This is a genomic window from Streptomyces sp. HUAS MS02, assembly GCF_055702265.1.
In genome coordinates this window covers 797889-813069 of the sequence record NZ_CM146747.1, presented here as the reverse complement: position 1 = coordinate 813069, position 15181 = coordinate 797889, and the positions used below count along the sequence as shown (strand labels likewise).

Here is a 15181-nt window from a genome sequence, read left to right as displayed (position 1 = left end):
GTCCTCACGGACGGGTGGCGAGGCGGTCCGGGCTTTCCTCGCCCGGCACGGCCGGGGCGTCGCCCGGCTGCTCCGGTGTTCGGCCGGAGCGCCTGAGCATGTACCAGCTGAAGGCGATGCCCGCCGCCGCGGCTGCGGAGGCCCAGGTCCAGGGGCTGGTGAGCAGGGTGTGGCGCAGGTCGGAGCCGGTCTGCCGGCTGAGGACGAAGACGCCCATGACGGCGACGAACCAGCCGAAGGACTTGCGCAGCGCGTCCTGCGGGATGCGCCCGGCGAGCAGGCCGCCGAGCAGGCTGCCGACGACGGCCGTCGCCGTGACGAGGGCCGCCAGGCCCCAGTCGATGTGCACGCCGGCCAGGTAACCGGCCAGGCCCGCGAAGGACTTCATCGAGATGACCAGCAGCGAGGTGCCGACCGCGACGGTCATCGGCAGCCCGCCGAGCAGGGCGAGCGCGGGAACGACGAGGAAGCCTCCGCCGGCGCCGACCAGTCCGGTCACCAGGCCCACGACGATGCCGTCCAACAGCACGTGCAGGACGGGGAGTTCGTGGTGGACCGTCTTCGGCGCCCGCTTCCGTCCCCGGATCATGGCGATGGCCGTGGCGATCATCATGAGGGCGAACGCGAGCAGGAGGATGCTGCCGGGGATGAATTCGGCGAGCCGTCCGCCTGCGTAGGCGCCGGTCATGCCGGCCAGGCCGAACAGCAGCCCGGTACGCCAGCGGACGCGTCCGGCACGGGCGTGGGAGACGACGCCTGCGGCGCTGGTGACGCCGACGACGAACAGGGAGGTGGCGATGGCCTCCTTGGTCTCCATGCCGGCCAGGTAGACCAGGATGGGGACGGTCAGGATGGACCCGCCGCCCCCAAGGATGCCGAGGCTGACGCCGATGAGCAGGGACGCGGCGACGACGACGGTGATCACGTCGTGCCCCGTAGGACGGCGACGACGGTGTCGAGGTCGGTGCGCGGGCCGCGGTTGAAGGGCAGCTTCGACAGCAGCATGCCCATGGCGCAGGTGTTGGTGAGCGCGGCGACGGTCAGCCCGGCACCGACGGCGGTGCCGATCAGGTGCAGTCCGGGCACGAACAGGCCCGCGACGCCGGTCACCAGGACGAGAACTCCGGCGACGAGCCGGACCTGGCGCTCCAGATCCCAGCGTTCGGGTCCGCGGGTGAGTGGGCCGCCTGCGGTCTCCCAGGCCATGACGCCGCCGTCGAGGACGCGCAGGTTGGGCAGTCCGGCTTCGGCGAGGGCCTGTTCGGCCTGGGTGGCGCGGGCGCCGGAGCGGCAGATGAGTATGACGTCCTCGTCGAGGTGGTGGCGCAGTTCGGCGCGGTGCTCGCGCAGGGTGTCGAGGGGGACGTTGTAGGAGCCGGGGATGTGGGCGGTGCGGAACTCACCGGGCGTGCGCACGTCCAGCAGACGCGGGCCCTCCCCGTCCCGGGTGAGGTCGCGCAGGGCGGCGGGGTCGAGTCGTGGCTTGTCGGCGTGGGTGGTCATCGCTGGGTTCCTTGATGTCGTCGATGCGGTTGGGGGCGGGCGGCGGCCGATTCCCGCGGCCGCCGCCCGGAGTGAGGGGAGCGGTGGATCAGACGTCGGCGGACGCGGGCAGGGCGAGCCAGGCGCCGTAGCCGCCGAGCAGGTCGGAGACGTCGGTGCGGCCCTGGTGGCGCAGCAGGCTGGCGGCGATGGAGGAGCGGTGGCCGCCCGCGCAGTGCACGACCAGGGGCCGGTCGGCCGGGATCTCCGCGGCGCGGCGGGCGAGTTCGGCCAGCGGGATGTGCAGTGAGCCCTCGATGAAGCCCTCTTCGCGTTCGGCGGTGTTGCGCACGTCCAGCACGAGTGGCGGTTCCTCGCCGTCGAGCAGACGGTGCAACTCGTCGGCGGTCAGCCGGCTGGCCTGCTCCATCTCGTCGGCGAGGGCGGGAAAAGCGCCCTCGGGTTCGCGCAGGTATCCGCCGACCTTGTCGAAGCCGATCCGGGCGAGCCGGGTGACGACCTCCTCCTCGCGGTCCTGCGGCGCGATGACGACGACGTCCTGTTCGGGGGCGACGACCATGCCCGCCTGCTCGGCGAAGCGGCCGTCCGCGGGCACGTTGACCGAGCCGCGCAGGTACCCGGGCGCGAAGTCCTGCGGGGAACGGGCGTCGACCACGACGGCTCCGGCCGCGCGCCGCTCCATGAACTCCTCCACCGACAGGGGCCGGGGTGCGGCGGCCGCGTCGAACAGGCCGTGTTCCTTGCGGTTGAGGATGGCGTCGTAGACGAAGTAGGCGGGGGCGGAGGGCTGGCCCTCGGTCACCAGCGCCACGAACTTCTCCTCACTCATGGGACGGCAGGCGTAGTTGGTGGCGCGCTGTTCGCCGATGGTGGACTGGCGCTGGGTGGAGAGGTTCTTGCCGCAGGCGGAGCCGGCGCCGTGGGCGGGGAAGACGCGGACCGCGTCCGGGAGGTCCATCAGCTTGTGCTGGATGGTGTCGTAGAGCATGCGGCCGAGTTCGTCGGCGGTGACGCCGATCGAGGCGAGCAGGTCGGGCCGGCCGACGTCGCCGATGAACAGTGCGTCGCCGGTGAGGACGCCGTAGGGGACGGCGTCGCCTGTGTGCTCGTACACCAGGACGCTGATCGACTCCGGGGTGTGCCCGGGGGTTTCGAGGATCTGCAGCTGCACGTCGCCGAGGCTGATGCGCTCGCCGTCGACCAGTTTGTGGATGGGGTACTCGGCCTCGGCGCGCTGTCCGTAGCCGATCCAGGCGCCGGTGCGGTCGGCGAGTTCCAGGTGGCCGGCGAGGAAGTCGGCGTGGAAGTGGGTGTTGATGACGGCCTCGATGGTGAAGCCGTGCTCGGCGGCGTCGGTGAGGTACTCGGAGACGTCGCGGCGCGGGTCGACGACGACGGCCTTTCCGGTGCTCTCGTCGGCGATCATGTAGGACGCCTGGGAGAGGCAGTCGAGGTAGTACTGGGCGAAGAACATGGTCGGGTGACCTCCGTGTCGGCCGGGATTTAATACCCAGGGGGGTATGTGAAAGGGTCTGGTCCGCCCTTGCGGGAGGGTGGGGTGGTGGCCGGCCCGGGTCGGGGGATACCCGGGCCGACCGGTCAGAGGCGGCCGGTGAGCATGCCGTGCCAGTAGATCGGCGGCAGGCCGTACCGCTTGAACGCCCACATGGTGCGTCGCTCCTTGAACGGGTCGAGCAGCGGGAAGGTGGGCGTGGGGTTGAGGTCGTAGTCGAACTCGGCGAGCAGCATCCGGTCGCGGGCGGTCACCAGCGGGCAGGACGTGTAGCCGTCGTACCGGTGTGACGGGGAACGGCCGTTCATGACGTCGAGGAGATTCGCCGCGACCACCGGGGCCTGCTTGCGTACCGCGGCGCCGGTCTTCGAGGTGGGCAGGTTCGCCACGTCGCCGAGCGCGAAGACGTTGTCGTACGAGGGGTGTTGGAGGGTGTGCTTGTCGGCCGCGACGAAGCCCTGCGGGCTGGCCGGGTCGGCGAGCGGGCTCGTCTTGACCCAGTCGGGTGCGCTCTGCGGCGGCACGGCGTGCAGCAGCTCGTAGCCGATGGTCTCCTTGGTGCCGTTCGCATGGTCGGTGACGGTGAGCTCGCGGGCGTCGCCGTCGACGGCGGTCATCTCGGAGCGCAGCCGCACCTCGATGCCGTACCGGGCGGCCACCTTCTCCAGGACCTGTGACCAGGCGGGCACCTTGAACATCGCCGGATCGGGGATGACGAGAATGATCCGGATCTGGTCCAGGACCTTCCGCCTGCGCCAGTGGTCGGCGGCCAGGTAGGCGATCTTCTGCGGGGCTCCGCCGCATTTCAGCGGGGTCGCCGGGTGCGTGAAGACGGCCGTACCCGAGCGCATCTGCCGGATCAGCTCCCAAGTGCGCGGGGCGCACTCGGGCGCGTAGTTGCTGCTCACCCGGTCGTGGCCCACGGCCTGGCCCAGGCCCGGCACACCGTCCCAGTCGAGCTGGAGACCCGGTGCCATCACCAGGTGTTCGTAGGTGAGTTCGGCGCCGCCGGAGAGGCTCACCGTGCGGGCCTCCGGGGCGACGGCCAGGGCGCGGCGGCGGATCCACCGGACGCCGTCCGGGATGACCGACCCTTCGGGGCGGCGGGTGCTGCGCAGGGGTGCCTGGCCGCCGCCGACCAGGGTCCACAGCGGCTGGTACCAGTGGGTGTCGGACGGTTCGATCAGGGTGATGTCGCTGACGCCGGCGCGGCGCAGGCGGGCGGCGACGCTGATGCCGGCGCTGCCGCCGCCGATGACGGCGACACGGTGGCGACCGGAGATCGGGGAGTCGGTGGGGGAGGGGGTGGCGGCCAAGGCGGGGCTCCTTTCCGACTGGCCGGTGTGCGGGTGTCGGACGGGGGTCAGGCGGCGTGCTCGTGTGAACCGGCCGCGACCGGACGTCCGGCGCGGGCCCAGGCGCCGGTGCCGCCGACGACGGAGTAGGCGTCGATGCCGCGGGAGGTCATCTGGTCGGCGGCCGTCTGGCTGCGGTTGCCGCTGGCGCAGATCACGAACACCGGCCGGTCGGTTGGCAGTTCGCCGCAGCGGGCGGGCACGGTGCGCAGCGGCATCAGGCGGGCGCCGGGTACGTGCCTCGCCGCGCACTCGTCCGCCTCCCGGACGTCGATGACGAGTGCGCCGTCGGCCCAGGCCGCCGCGAACGCTTCCTGTGTCACTTCACGAGCCATTTCGTTGCCTCCTCAATTACCCCCGGGGGTATCTTGCCCCGAGAGTAAGGCGACCCGGAGACGGGCGTCAAATACCCCTGGGGGTATTTGCCCGAGAGGCAACTCGCGGCTCGGCGACGGAGCCCGGACCGAGTCGGGATCCCCGCGGCGCGGGCCTGGGCAGCCGGAGGGTCATCCGTGTCCCGCCGCCCGGGCCGCAGACCGCGGTGACCGTGCCGCCATGGGCGGTGACCAGCTCCTTGACCACGGCCAGGCCGATGCCGCTGCCGCCTCCGGCACGAGCGCGGGCCCCGCGCCACAGCCGGTCGAAGACGTGCGGCAGCTCGTCGGCGGGGATGCCGGGGCCGGTGTCGGCCACCTCGACGAGAGCTTCGGTGGGTGTGGCGGACGTCGTGACGGTGACGGTGTCGCCGGGACGGCAGTGGCGGGCGGTGTTGCTGAGCAGGTTGCCGAGCGCCTGGTGCAGCCGGTCGGCGTCGGCGCGCACCGGCAGGGGAGCGGGGCCGGGGACCGTGTGCACGGTCAGCCCGGCGGTGCGCAGTTCGGCCTCCCGTGCGGCCACGGCGGCCTCGGCCAGGGCGGTCAGATCCACCTCGGCCAGGTGCAGGGACAGCCGGGCGGATTCGGCGTCGGCGAGTTTTCCGAGGTCGTCGACGATGCGGCCCAGCCGCAGGGCCTGGTCGTGCAGCGAGGCCAGACGGTCCGGGGCCGGCTCGGTGTAGCCGTCGCGCAATTCCTCCAGCCCCGCCTGCAACGAGGCCAGGGGCGTGCGCAGTTCGTGGGCGACATCTGCGGCGAGGCGGTGGCGGGCCTGCTCCGCGTGGCCCACGTCGTCGGCCATGGCGTCGAAGGCGTGGGCGAGATCGCCCAGTTCGCCGGGGGCGTCGATCCGGGCGCGGGCGCTGCGGTCCCCGGCGGCCAGCGCACGCGCGGTCGCGGCGACCCGGACGACCGGAGCCGTCAGGCGCCGGGTGACGAACCAGCTCACGCCCAGCGCCAGAGCCAGCGCACCGACGGCGGCCGCGGCCACCCAGCCCCAGGCGACGGACAGACCCGCCGACCCGGAGCCGGCCGAGAAGGCCAGGTGCACGGAGCCGACGGTGCGGCCGTCGACCACCACGAGCGCGTTCGCGCCGGGGCCCGAGCCCATGCCCTGCCCGTGCTGCCCCTGCCCCGAACCGGGCATGCCGTGCTCGTCCCGGGATTCGGATCCGGAGCCGCCGGAGATCGTCTCGTCGTCCGCGTTGCGCACCGTGAGCACCGCCCCGGCGCCCGCGGCGAGGGAACGCGCCGCCGACAGGTCGGCCGTCGACCAGTCGCCCGCGGCCCGGTAGGCGTCGGCTGCCGCCGCGGCCACCCGGTCGGCGGTGCGCTGCCGGTCGGCTTGGTGAGCGCTGCTCAGCCCGCGGTCGGTTCCGACGAGCGCCGCGGCCGTCAGCAGTGCCACGGAGGCCAGCGCCACCACGGCGAACGCGGCGAACAGGCGTCGCCCGAGCGGGCCGAGCCCGCCGGACGGCCGAACGCCGGAGCGCGGCGCACCGGGCTCACGGGTCACGGGACCACCCCAGCCGATAGCCCACGCCCAGCACGGTCACCACCAGGTCGGCGCCGGCCTCCCCGAGCTTGTGCCGCAGATTCTTCACATGCGAGTCGATCGTCCGCTCGTACCCGGCGAACTCGTAGCCGCGCACCCGGTTGACCAGCTCATAGCGCGAGAACACCCGACCGGGCACCGAAGCCAGCGCGGTCAGCAGACCCCACTCGGTGGGCGTCAACTCCAGGGAACAGCCCTCCAGTACTGCCTCGTGCCGGACCTCGTCGATCCGCAGCCGTCCGTCGCCGTACGACACGACGTGCGCTGCCTCCGTCGCCGTACCCCCGACCCGCTGCAGCACCGCACCCACGCGCAGCACCACCTCGGTGGGACTGAACGGCTTGGTCACATAGTCGTCGGCGCCCAGCCGCAGCCCGTGGATACGATCGTCGACGGTCGTACGCGCGGTCAGCACGACCACCGGCACCCGGCCGCGCTCGCGGGCCTCGCGCAGCACCTCGTCACCGTCCACGTCCGGCAGTCCGAGATCCAGCAGCGTCAGATCGATCCCCGGCTCACCGAGCAGCCGCACCGCCTCCGCACCCGAGCCGGTCGTCAGCACCCCGTACCCCGCTCGCTCCAGATAGCGGCGCAGCAGGTCTCGGATCTCCCTCTCGTCCTCGACGACGAGCACGGTGGCGGCCATGTTCCACACCTACGCGTCACGCGCCCGCCCCGCGAGGGGCCGAACAGCCCCAACCCACCCGGCGGTCGTCTCCATCCCGTCTCCACACGCAACGCACGACGACTGCAGGACCGGGCGGGACGGTGACGGTGCGGGAACGCAAGAGGCGCCCGCAGAGTCGAGGAGGTTCGCCATGAAACGCAACGTCAGGATCGCGACGGCTGTCACCGCGGGCGTGCTCGCCATCGGCGGAGTACTGGCCGGCGGCGCGGTGGCGGCGGGCACCGACGGCACCCCGATGCCGGGCACCACCACGCAGCAGCAGATGATGACGGGCCGTCAGCACTACACCGAACGGCACGGTGACGGCATGCAGGACGCCCGCCGCGACGGGAGCTGCACCGGCTACACCGCCCTCGCCGCGCAGGGCACCCTGACCGCGGCCCAGAGGACCACACTGACGGGCATGGCCGAGGAGGAGAAGCTCGCGCACGACCTCTACACGGCGTTCGCGGCACGCTACGACGTACGTGTCTTCGAACGGATCGCTGCGGCAGAGACCCAGCACCTGAGCGCCGTGCGCACCCTGCTGGACCGCTACGACGTCACCGACCCGACCGTGGGCAAGCCGGCCGGTGAGTTCACCGACCCGACCGTCCAGGCCACCTACGACCGGCTGTTGAAGCAGGGCGAGGACAGCCTGTCCGGGGCCCTGAAGGCCGGGCGGACGGTCGAGACCGAGGACATCACCGCACTGACCAAGGCGCTGTCCGGACTCACCGCCCCGGACACCCGCCAGGTGTACACCAACCTGCTCGCCGCCTCCGAGCGGCACCTGACGGCGTTCGAGCACTGGATCGCCGCGCAATAGGGAGGCGATGTCGGGTCCGCATGTGTGGTGTTCAGAGCGGGGCGTCCGGCAGGTCGTGGTCGATCGCATCCATCGCGCGTCGCCGGAAACCCGTTCCGTAGGTGCCGTCGGCGATGCCCCGGACGACGTGGTCGACGGCAGCCCTGCGGGCCGCGTCGTCGGAGAGCGCCAGGGCCTGGTCCAGGTCCTGGCGCAGCCTGCGGGGCATGCCGCGCTCCCGGTCGGCGGCCGCGCCGTGCCGTCGCGCACGCTCCGGTGCCGTGCCGGCGCCACCCCGGACGAGGGCCGCCACGGTACGCCGCAGCAGGGCGATCGGTCGTCCTGGAAGGAACCTTTGCGGCACTGGCATGATCCTGTCGTCCTTTCGTTCACCGGCCCGGGAGCGAGCGTGGCGGATCGGAGCGACGACGGTGTCAGCGTGACGTTCGGGGTGTGTAAGGAGCATCCGGCGGGCCGGCATCGGGGTGCGGTGGCAGGCATACGGTGAAGCAGGCACCGCCCTCGGGTGCGCGGCCCTCGGCGGTGATGGTGCCGCCGAGCCGGGCTGTGAGGCGGTGGGCGATGGCCAGGCCCAGTCCGCTGCCGACGGCGCGGACGCCGCGGTAGCGGTCGGTGAGGGCGCCGCGTTCGAAGGCGACGGCGATGTCGTCGTCGGTGAGGCCGGGGCCGCCGTCGCGGACCTCCAGCACGGCGCCGGCGCCTGCCGCGCGCAGGGCCAGGACGAGGGGCTCTCCGGCCGGTGTGACGCGCAGCGCGTTCTCGGCGAGGCCGTCGATGAGCTGCCGTACCCGGAATCCGTCGGTGGTGATCGTCAGGGGGACTCCCGGGCGTTCGAGGCGGAAGTCGACCTCGTGACGGGCGCACCGGGCCGCCCAGGACTCGGCGGCCTCCGCCAGCAGGGCGTCGAGGTCGGTTTCACCGGTGTCGAGGCGGAAGTCGTCGGCTTCGAGGCGGGCCAGGGCGATCAGGTCGCCGACGAAGCGCTCCAGCCGCCCGATCTCGCTGCGCAGGATGCGCCCGGCCTCGGGCACCTCGTCGCCGGTGATCACCTCGTCGGTGAGGGCCTCGGCGTAGCCCCGTGCCGTGGTCAGCGGGGTGCGGATCTCGTGGGAGACGGAGAGCAGGAAGTCCCGCTGCCGGCCCTCGCTGTGGGTGAGTGCCGCGTCCAGGGTGTTCAACGCGCCGGCCAGCTCGGCCACTTCGGTGGGCCCCTCGGCGGGCACCGTCAGCCCGCGCTCGCCCTCGGACAGCCGGTGCGCGGTACGGGCGGCGGAGACGAGCGGCCGGGTCAGGCGCCGGGCGAGCAGCGCGCCGGCGAGGGCGGCACCGACAAGACCCAGGACCAGGGGCAGGACCAGGCTGCCGCGCATGCGGTCGGTGGCCTGATCGACGGCGTTCATCGGCTGCGTGAGCACCAGCCCGCCCCCGGTGCTGGTGGGGGTGCCCTCCACCAGCACCGTCCGGCCGTCGAGCCGTGCGGTGGCGGACACGTCCTGCCCGGCGAGCAGAGCCTGGCGCTGCGCGTCGTCGACGACTACCGCCGCCGGTCCCGCGACCTCGCCGGAGGGACGGACCAGGGCGAGCCGGATCTCGTCGGGACCGGCGATGCGCTGCTGCCGGTCCAGCATCCACGAGGCCAGGGGCGGAGTGCGGGCCATGACCTCCGCCTGCCGGGAGAGCTGGTCACGTTCCTGCGCCTCGGCGTTGGTGCGGATGGCCCGCCAGGCGAACAACCCGGTCAGGACGACGGCGACCGCGGCCACCGTGGTGGTGAGCAGGACGAGGCTTCCCCTCAGGGAGCCGCGGCGGGCAGCGATCTTCATCGGGTGGTATCGGCGTCGGTGACGCTGTAGCCGACGCCCCGGACGGTGCGGATCGGGCTGGCGTCACCGAGTTTGGTACGCAACTGGGAGACGTAGACATCCATCACACGGGTGTCCCGGTAGTCCGCGTAGCCCCACACCTGCGCGAGCAACTGCTCGCGGGTGAAGACCTGTTCGGGGTGGTGCATGAGGAAGGCGAGCAGATTGAACTCGGTCGTGGTCAGCTCGACGGGGCGCTCGTCCACCCGGAGGGTGCGCCGTCCGGCGTCCAGTGTGAGCCGGCCCAGCCGACGCACCGGATCCCGCCCCGGACCCGCCGCGCGGCGCAGCAGGCTCTTGACGCGGGCGACGAGCTCCTGCGGCGAGAAGGGCTTGGTGAGGTAGTCGTCGCCGCCCAGTTCCAGCCCGAGGATCCGGTCGGTGACCTCGTCCCGCGCGGTCACGAACAGCACGGGGGTCCAGTCGCCCTGCTCGCGCAGCCGTCGGCAGAGCTCCATGCCGTCCATGCCGGGCAGGGCGATGTCCAGCACGATCGCCGCCGGGCGCATCCTTCGGGCGGCGGCCAGGGCGGCGTGGCCGTCGGTCTCGACATGGACGCCGAATCCCTCCCGGCTCAGGTAGCGCCGCTGCAGGTCCGCGATGTTCCGCTCGTCCTCGACGACCAGGACCAGCCCTTTGCTCTCTGGCATCTGCCTCTCACTTCCCGATCCGGCTCTCGATGCTAACCAGCCGCGGGCCCCGCGAGCGCTCGTGCGAGGGGTCCTTACACGCCCCGAACATTCGCCGAACGTCCTCCTCGCACCCCTTCGACACGCTGGGTCGCAGATCGAGCAAGGGGAGGATCTCGTGAATCGCTTGACCAGCGTGGCAGCCCGCCGCGCGCGAGGGACGCTGCTGGCCACCACCGTCGCTGCCACTGCCGTGACCGGACTGCTCTGGGCGGCATCGTCAGGGTCGACCGGGGCGACTACGGCCACCACGGCCACCACGGCACTCGCCGTGGCCGTCGCGGACACCGACCCGCACACCCTGCCCGCCTGGATCCCGACCGACCTCCGCACCGACCTGCGACAGCTGCGCGGCATGGACCCGGAGCAGCGTCAGAAGACGGCGGCACGGATCTGGCAGGACGCACTGGACGGTGACTACGGCGCCGTCGTCAAGCTCCGGGCCGAGCGAGCACAGCAGCGCTACCGGCTCCTTCCGGAGCAACTGCGGGGCGACCTGGGGAAGTTGCGCGGACTGAGCGGAGACGAACTGCGCGACGGACTCGTGGACATCCGCGACAAGGCACTCGACGGTGACTACGGCGACCAGGTGCGGCAGTGGGCGGAACGGCGCAGCGGGTTCTGGCAGCAGCACTGAACATGACACCCCTGAGAGCCGAATGAGAGCCGAAGTGCCCTCGGCCGTGCTCGTCGCCGTCCTGTCGCTGACGGGCGCCGCTCCCGCCGGTACCGATCCGCTGCGCCCGCGGCAGTACGGCCGGGTTCTCCAACTGCGGCGACCAGCGCTCGGTCGCCGCACCCTGCGTCGACATCCTCTGCACCGTTCCGGCGGCTACGCCCGCAAGTGGGGTACGTCCATGTCGGCGCCCCATGTCGGCGCCCCATGTCGGGGCTGAGGCGGCGCTGCTGATCGGCCGGGGTGCCGATCCGGCCACCGTCCGCGAGTGATCGCCGAGACCACGCGTCCGACGGACGACCCGGGGCTCGGGCCACCGGACCTGATGCGGCCGGCTCGGGAGGAGCGGATTCGGTCCGCCCGGGAGGAGCGGCCCTCCTCGGGCTGAGCCTCGTCATCGCCTCCGGCCTGCTCACCACGCTCGCCGTCTTCCTGCGCCGCACCCGCCGGCACCCCGTTCCCGCCGACCCCCTTGAGCCTGTCCCACGCCCACCCGGGCCTGACCAGAAGCGACACCAATGACGACGCACCCGACTGACACCACCTCCCAACTGCCCACTCCTGTCGGCAGATTGCACCGGCTCGGCCGCTGGTGCGCCCGCCGGGCCTGGTGGGTGCTCGGCACCTGGCTGCTGGTGGCGGTGGCCACCATCGGCGCCGACCGAGCCTGGGGCGGCACGTACGACGACGACTTCTCCCTGCCCGGCACCTCCGTGCAGACCGGCTCCGACCTGCTGGATGCGCACGGTTCGAAGGCGGTGCGCGGCACGGCTTCCCAAGATCGTGCTGCACACGGACAGCGGGACGCTCGACGCGCACCGGGACGCGGTCGGCGACACGGTCGCGGAACTGGCGATGCTGCCCGACGTCCTTTCGGTGACCGACCCGCTGACCAACCCGGGCGCGGTCTCCGCCGACGGTGCCACCGGCATCGTCACGGTCCGCTTCACGGAGAGCCCGGCCAAGTTCGACAAGTCCTACCTCGACCGTGTCGACGACGCCGTCCGGCCGCTGCGCACGGACGACGTCCAGGTCGAATACGGCGGCCCGCTGGGGCAGTTGGCGCGCCCCACGGCCGCCGACCGACTGTCCGAGGCCATCGGCCTGATCACCGCCGTGGTCGTGCTGCTGGTCGGATTCGGCAGCATCGCGGCAGCCGTACTGCCGCTGCTGACCGCGGTCGTCGCCCTGCTCACCGGCATCTCCGTGCTGGGCCTGCTGGCCGCCGCCGTCTCCTTCGGCAACGCGGCACCCACCCTGGCCACGATGATGGGGCTGGGCGTCGGCATCGACTACACCCTCTTCCTCATCACCCGCCACCGAAGGCTGCTGCGGGACATCGGCGACGGCGCCGACCCGGCCGAGGCAGCGGGCCGGGCGGTGGCCACCAGCGGACGTGCGGTGATCGTCGCCGCGGCGACCGTGGCCCTCGCGCTCGGCGGCCTGTACGCGTCGGGCGTCGGCTTCATCGGCAGCCTCGGTGCGGCCGCCGGCCTCACCGTGGTGGTCGCCGCCGTCGCCGCCCTCACCCTGGCCCCCGCCCTGCTGGGCATCGCGGGGCGCCGCATCGACCGCTGGCGGGTGCGCACCTCGGTGGACGAGCCGACCGGAACCACTGATACCTGGCACCGCTGGGCCGGCACCGTCGGCCGCCGCCCCTGGCTCTTCCTGGCCGTCGGCATTGTCATGCTGGGGGTCCTGAGCATCCCCACCGCCTCGATGCGGCTCGGCCACATCGACCATGGAGCCGACCCCACCGAATACACCGACCGCCGTGCCTACGACTTGATCTCCGACGGCTTCGGCCCCGGTACGAACGGCCAGTTCACCGTCGTCGCAGACCTCGGCGGACAGCAGACCGACCTCAAGGAACTCACCGCCTCCCTGCACGACGCGCTGGCGGCGACCCCCGGCGTCGCCCGCACGTCCACCCCCACCGCGACGGACGACCAGGCCCTGCTCGTCGCCACCGTCACTCCCGACACCGGCCCCGAGGACCAGGGCACCTCCGATCTCCTGCACCGACTGGAGGACGACACGCTGCCCGACGCCCTGGCCGGCACGGGTGCCCACGGCTATGTCACCGGTGTCACGGCCGCCCAGCTCACCTTCCGCGACGTCGTGGTGGACCGGCTTCCGGTCATCATCGCGGTCGTGGTCGCAGCGGCCTTCCTCCTGCTGATGACCGTCTTCCGCAGCCTCCTCGTCGCCCTCAAGGCCGCCCTGCTCAACCTGCTGTCCATCGGCGCCGCCTACGGAGTCGTCGTCGCGGTCTTCCAATGGGGCTGGGGCGGCTCTCTGCTCGGCGTCGACGAACCCGTACCCGTCGAGTCGTACGTCCCGATGATGATGTTCGCCATCGTCTTCGGCTTGTCCATGGACTACGAGGTCTTCCTCCTCTCCCGCATCCGCGAGTCCTGGCTGCACACGAAGGACAACCACCTCAGCGTCGCCACCGGCCTGGCCGGCACCGCCCGCGTCATCACCTGCGCCGCCCTGATCATGACCAGCGTCTTCCTCGCCTTCCTGCTCTCCACCAACGTGGTGATCAAGATGCTGGCCCTCGGACTGGGCGTCAGCGTCGTCATCGACGCCACCGTCGTCCGGCTGGTCCTGGTGCCCGCCACCATGTACCTGCTGGGCCGTGCCAACTGGTGGTTGCCCCACTGGTTGGACCGCCTGCTGCCCCACCTGGACCCCGAAGGACCGGCGCCGACCGCGCCCGATGCGGAGGACATTTGCGGCCATGAGCGACCGGAGTCCGCCGAGGCCTCGGCCACAACAGGAGAGCAGCGGTGAAACGGTACGTGCTGCACATGTTCCGGCGACATCGCATCGCGTCGATCACCGCCGTCGTCCTCGCCGCCCTGCTCCTGATCGTCACCGCCGCCGAACTCACCGCACGCGGCCTGCTGGAGGGCCGCCTCGCCGCCACGGTCGACCGGAAACTCGGTCAGGGCAGCGAGGTCGACATCGACGGCGGGCCGACCCTCCTCGACCTGTTCGAACGCCATCTGGACGCCGTCACCGTCAGCAGCGACCATGCCACCGTCGGCCGTGTCCCCGACGTGTCCGTCCACGCCCGCCTGGACGACATACGCCTGACCGGCGACCACTCGGGCACCGTCGCCCGCACCCATGCCGATGTCGAGGTGCCCGCCGCCTCCCTGCAGAGCCTGGCCACCGCGCCCAACGGACGGCTTCCGGTCTCCGGTGTCCGCCTCGACGCCCAGGCCGACACACTCACCCTCGTCCTCGGCCAGGGAGGCCTCGGAGAGGCAACCCTCAAGCCCGAACTGCGGAACGGACGACTGAGCCTGCGCCTCGAAGACGCCGAGATCCTCGGCACCCCGGCACCCACTGCGCTCGTCGACCGGATCCGGAAGAACCTGACTGACCGGATGGACACCGCCTATCCCCTGGGCCTCAAGGCCACCTCGGTCGACGTCACCGAGACCGGCCTCGACGTCACCCTCGCGGGAGGGCCGAGCCGGTTCCCGTCCCGGAACGGCGTCTGAGCGGGGCGCACACAAGAGCAGCGGGCCGGTCACATGACCGGCACGCCGCTCTCAGCGCTGCGGATCCGTTTGGTTCACACCGCCGCGGAGCGGTTCCCGCGGCGGCGAAGGGCGAACGCCGGGCGGGACTCCCTCCGGATGCGCCGGCACGCCGCCCGGTGCTTCGTGGGGGAGTCCTGCGTCCCCGTTGGTCGCGGGATCGCCCAGAGGCTCGTCAAGATGCGCCGTCAACCTGGCGGTCGGCCGGTCGTGCCCGGGTGGCGGCCCTTCGGCGGCTGTCGGCATCTGAGGGGCGGGACTGGGCGTCAGTCGAGATGCACGTTGAGCCAGTGCATGGCAGATACAGTGAGGACGCGCTGGCGTGGACGAGGAGTTGACTTGCCGACCCGGTGAGCCGGCAGACGGTGTTCGCGGCCGGTACCAGGCTGGCATGGTCGGCCAGCCGCGGCGGTGTTGAGACGGCCTCACCCCCCTGCGAGCGGCGCGCACCTGCCGCCTCGGCCCATTCGCCGACCTGCCGACGCGGAACGCATCGTCCTCAGCCTGCACCGCGCCTACGCCGACACACCGGCCGGCCCTTCGACCTGCCCCAGGCATTCACCGACGGGATCACCTGCAACTCGAACGCAGCCGACTGGGC

At 72.3% G+C, this 15181-nt stretch carries 14 protein-coding genes; 4 read left to right on the top strand and 10 right to left on the bottom strand.

Features of this window, described 5'->3' with window-relative positions:
• Window positions 1-4: 4 nt before the first annotated feature.
• From ACZ9QC_RS03560 to ACZ9QC_RS03530, 7 genes are all read right to left on the bottom strand, one after another.
• The gene (locus tag ACZ9QC_RS03560; RefSeq protein WP_472918772.1) at window positions 5-925 is read right to left on the bottom strand and encodes a sulfite exporter TauE/SafE family protein; all 921 of its coding nucleotides are present in this window, start codon (window positions 923-925) and stop codon (window positions 5-7) included.
• The gene (locus ACZ9QC_RS03555) at window positions 922-1503 is read right to left on the bottom strand and encodes a rhodanese-like domain-containing protein (RefSeq protein WP_472918771.1); all 582 of its coding nucleotides are present in this window, start codon (window positions 1501-1503) and stop codon (window positions 922-924) included. The genes ACZ9QC_RS03560 and ACZ9QC_RS03555 overlap by 4 nt, the downstream gene beginning before the upstream one ends.
• Before the next feature lie 88 nt (window positions 1504-1591).
• Window positions 1592-2977 carry an MBL fold metallo-hydrolase gene (locus ACZ9QC_RS03550; RefSeq protein ID WP_472918770.1) on the bottom strand — a complete coding sequence of 462 codons (1386 nt, stop codon included), beginning with the start codon at window positions 2975-2977 and terminating at the stop codon, window positions 1592-1594.
• 125 nt (window positions 2978-3102) lie between these two features.
• A complete protein-coding gene (locus ACZ9QC_RS03545; protein ID WP_472918769.1) occupies window positions 3103-4332 on the bottom strand; it encodes an NAD(P)/FAD-dependent oxidoreductase in 1230 nt (409 codons plus the stop codon).
• A gap of 47 nt (window positions 4333-4379) precedes the next feature.
• A complete protein-coding gene (locus ACZ9QC_RS03540) occupies window positions 4380-4706 on the bottom strand; it encodes a rhodanese-like domain-containing protein (RefSeq protein WP_472918768.1) in 327 nt (108 codons plus the stop codon).
• A gap of 67 nt (window positions 4707-4773) precedes the next feature.
• On the bottom strand, window positions 4774-6261 hold the full coding sequence (locus ACZ9QC_RS03535; protein ID WP_472918767.1) for a HAMP domain-containing sensor histidine kinase: 1488 nt from the start codon (window positions 6259-6261) through the stop codon (window positions 4774-4776).
• Window positions 6251-6946 (bottom strand): response regulator transcription factor, encoded by a 696-nt coding sequence (locus ACZ9QC_RS03530; protein ID WP_472918766.1) that lies wholly within the window; start codon window positions 6944-6946, stop codon window positions 6251-6253. The genes ACZ9QC_RS03535 and ACZ9QC_RS03530 overlap by 11 nt, the downstream gene beginning before the upstream one ends.
• Window positions 6947-7118: 172 nt before the next feature.
• Here ACZ9QC_RS03530 and ACZ9QC_RS03525 point away from each other — a divergent pair, with 172 nt between their 5' ends.
• The gene (locus tag ACZ9QC_RS03525; protein WP_472918765.1) at window positions 7119-7796 is read left to right on the top strand and encodes a DUF2202 domain-containing protein; all 678 of its coding nucleotides are present in this window, start codon (window positions 7119-7121) and stop codon (window positions 7794-7796) included.
• Window positions 7797-7827: 31 nt separating this feature from the next.
• Here ACZ9QC_RS03525 and ACZ9QC_RS03520 read toward each other — a convergent pair whose 3' ends face one another.
• From ACZ9QC_RS03520 to ACZ9QC_RS03510, 3 genes are all read right to left on the bottom strand, one after another.
• Window positions 7828-8145, bottom strand: coding sequence for a hypothetical protein (locus ACZ9QC_RS03520; protein ID WP_472918764.1), 318 nt, complete (start codon window positions 8143-8145; stop codon window positions 7828-7830).
• Between the two features lie 64 nt (window positions 8146-8209).
• Entirely contained in the window at window positions 8210-9619 is a 1410-nt protein-coding gene (locus tag ACZ9QC_RS03515) for a sensor histidine kinase (RefSeq protein ID WP_472918763.1), read from the bottom strand.
• Window positions 9616-10308, bottom strand: a complete 693-nt coding sequence (locus ACZ9QC_RS03510; RefSeq protein ID WP_472918762.1) for a response regulator transcription factor — start codon at window positions 10306-10308, stop codon at window positions 9616-9618. The genes ACZ9QC_RS03515 and ACZ9QC_RS03510 overlap by 4 nt, the downstream gene beginning before the upstream one ends.
• A 166-nt stretch (window positions 10309-10474) precedes the next feature.
• Here ACZ9QC_RS03510 and ACZ9QC_RS03505 point away from each other — a divergent pair, with 166 nt between their 5' ends.
• The 3 genes from ACZ9QC_RS03505 (at window position 10475) to ACZ9QC_RS03495 (ending at window position 14541) form a co-directional block, all read left to right on the top strand.
• The gene (locus ACZ9QC_RS03505; RefSeq protein ID WP_472918761.1) at window positions 10475-10984 is read left to right on the top strand and encodes a hypothetical protein; all 510 of its coding nucleotides are present in this window, start codon (window positions 10475-10477) and stop codon (window positions 10982-10984) included.
• A gap of 777 nt (window positions 10985-11761) precedes the next feature.
• On the top strand, window positions 11762-13822 hold the full coding sequence (locus ACZ9QC_RS03500; protein WP_472918760.1) for an MMPL family transporter: 2061 nt from the start codon (window positions 11762-11764) through the stop codon (window positions 13820-13822).
• Window positions 13819-14541 (top strand): LmeA family phospholipid-binding protein, encoded by a 723-nt coding sequence (locus ACZ9QC_RS03495; protein WP_472918759.1) that lies wholly within the window; start codon window positions 13819-13821, stop codon window positions 14539-14541. The genes ACZ9QC_RS03500 and ACZ9QC_RS03495 overlap by 4 nt, the downstream gene beginning before the upstream one ends.
• Window positions 14542-15181: the final 640 nt, after the last annotated feature.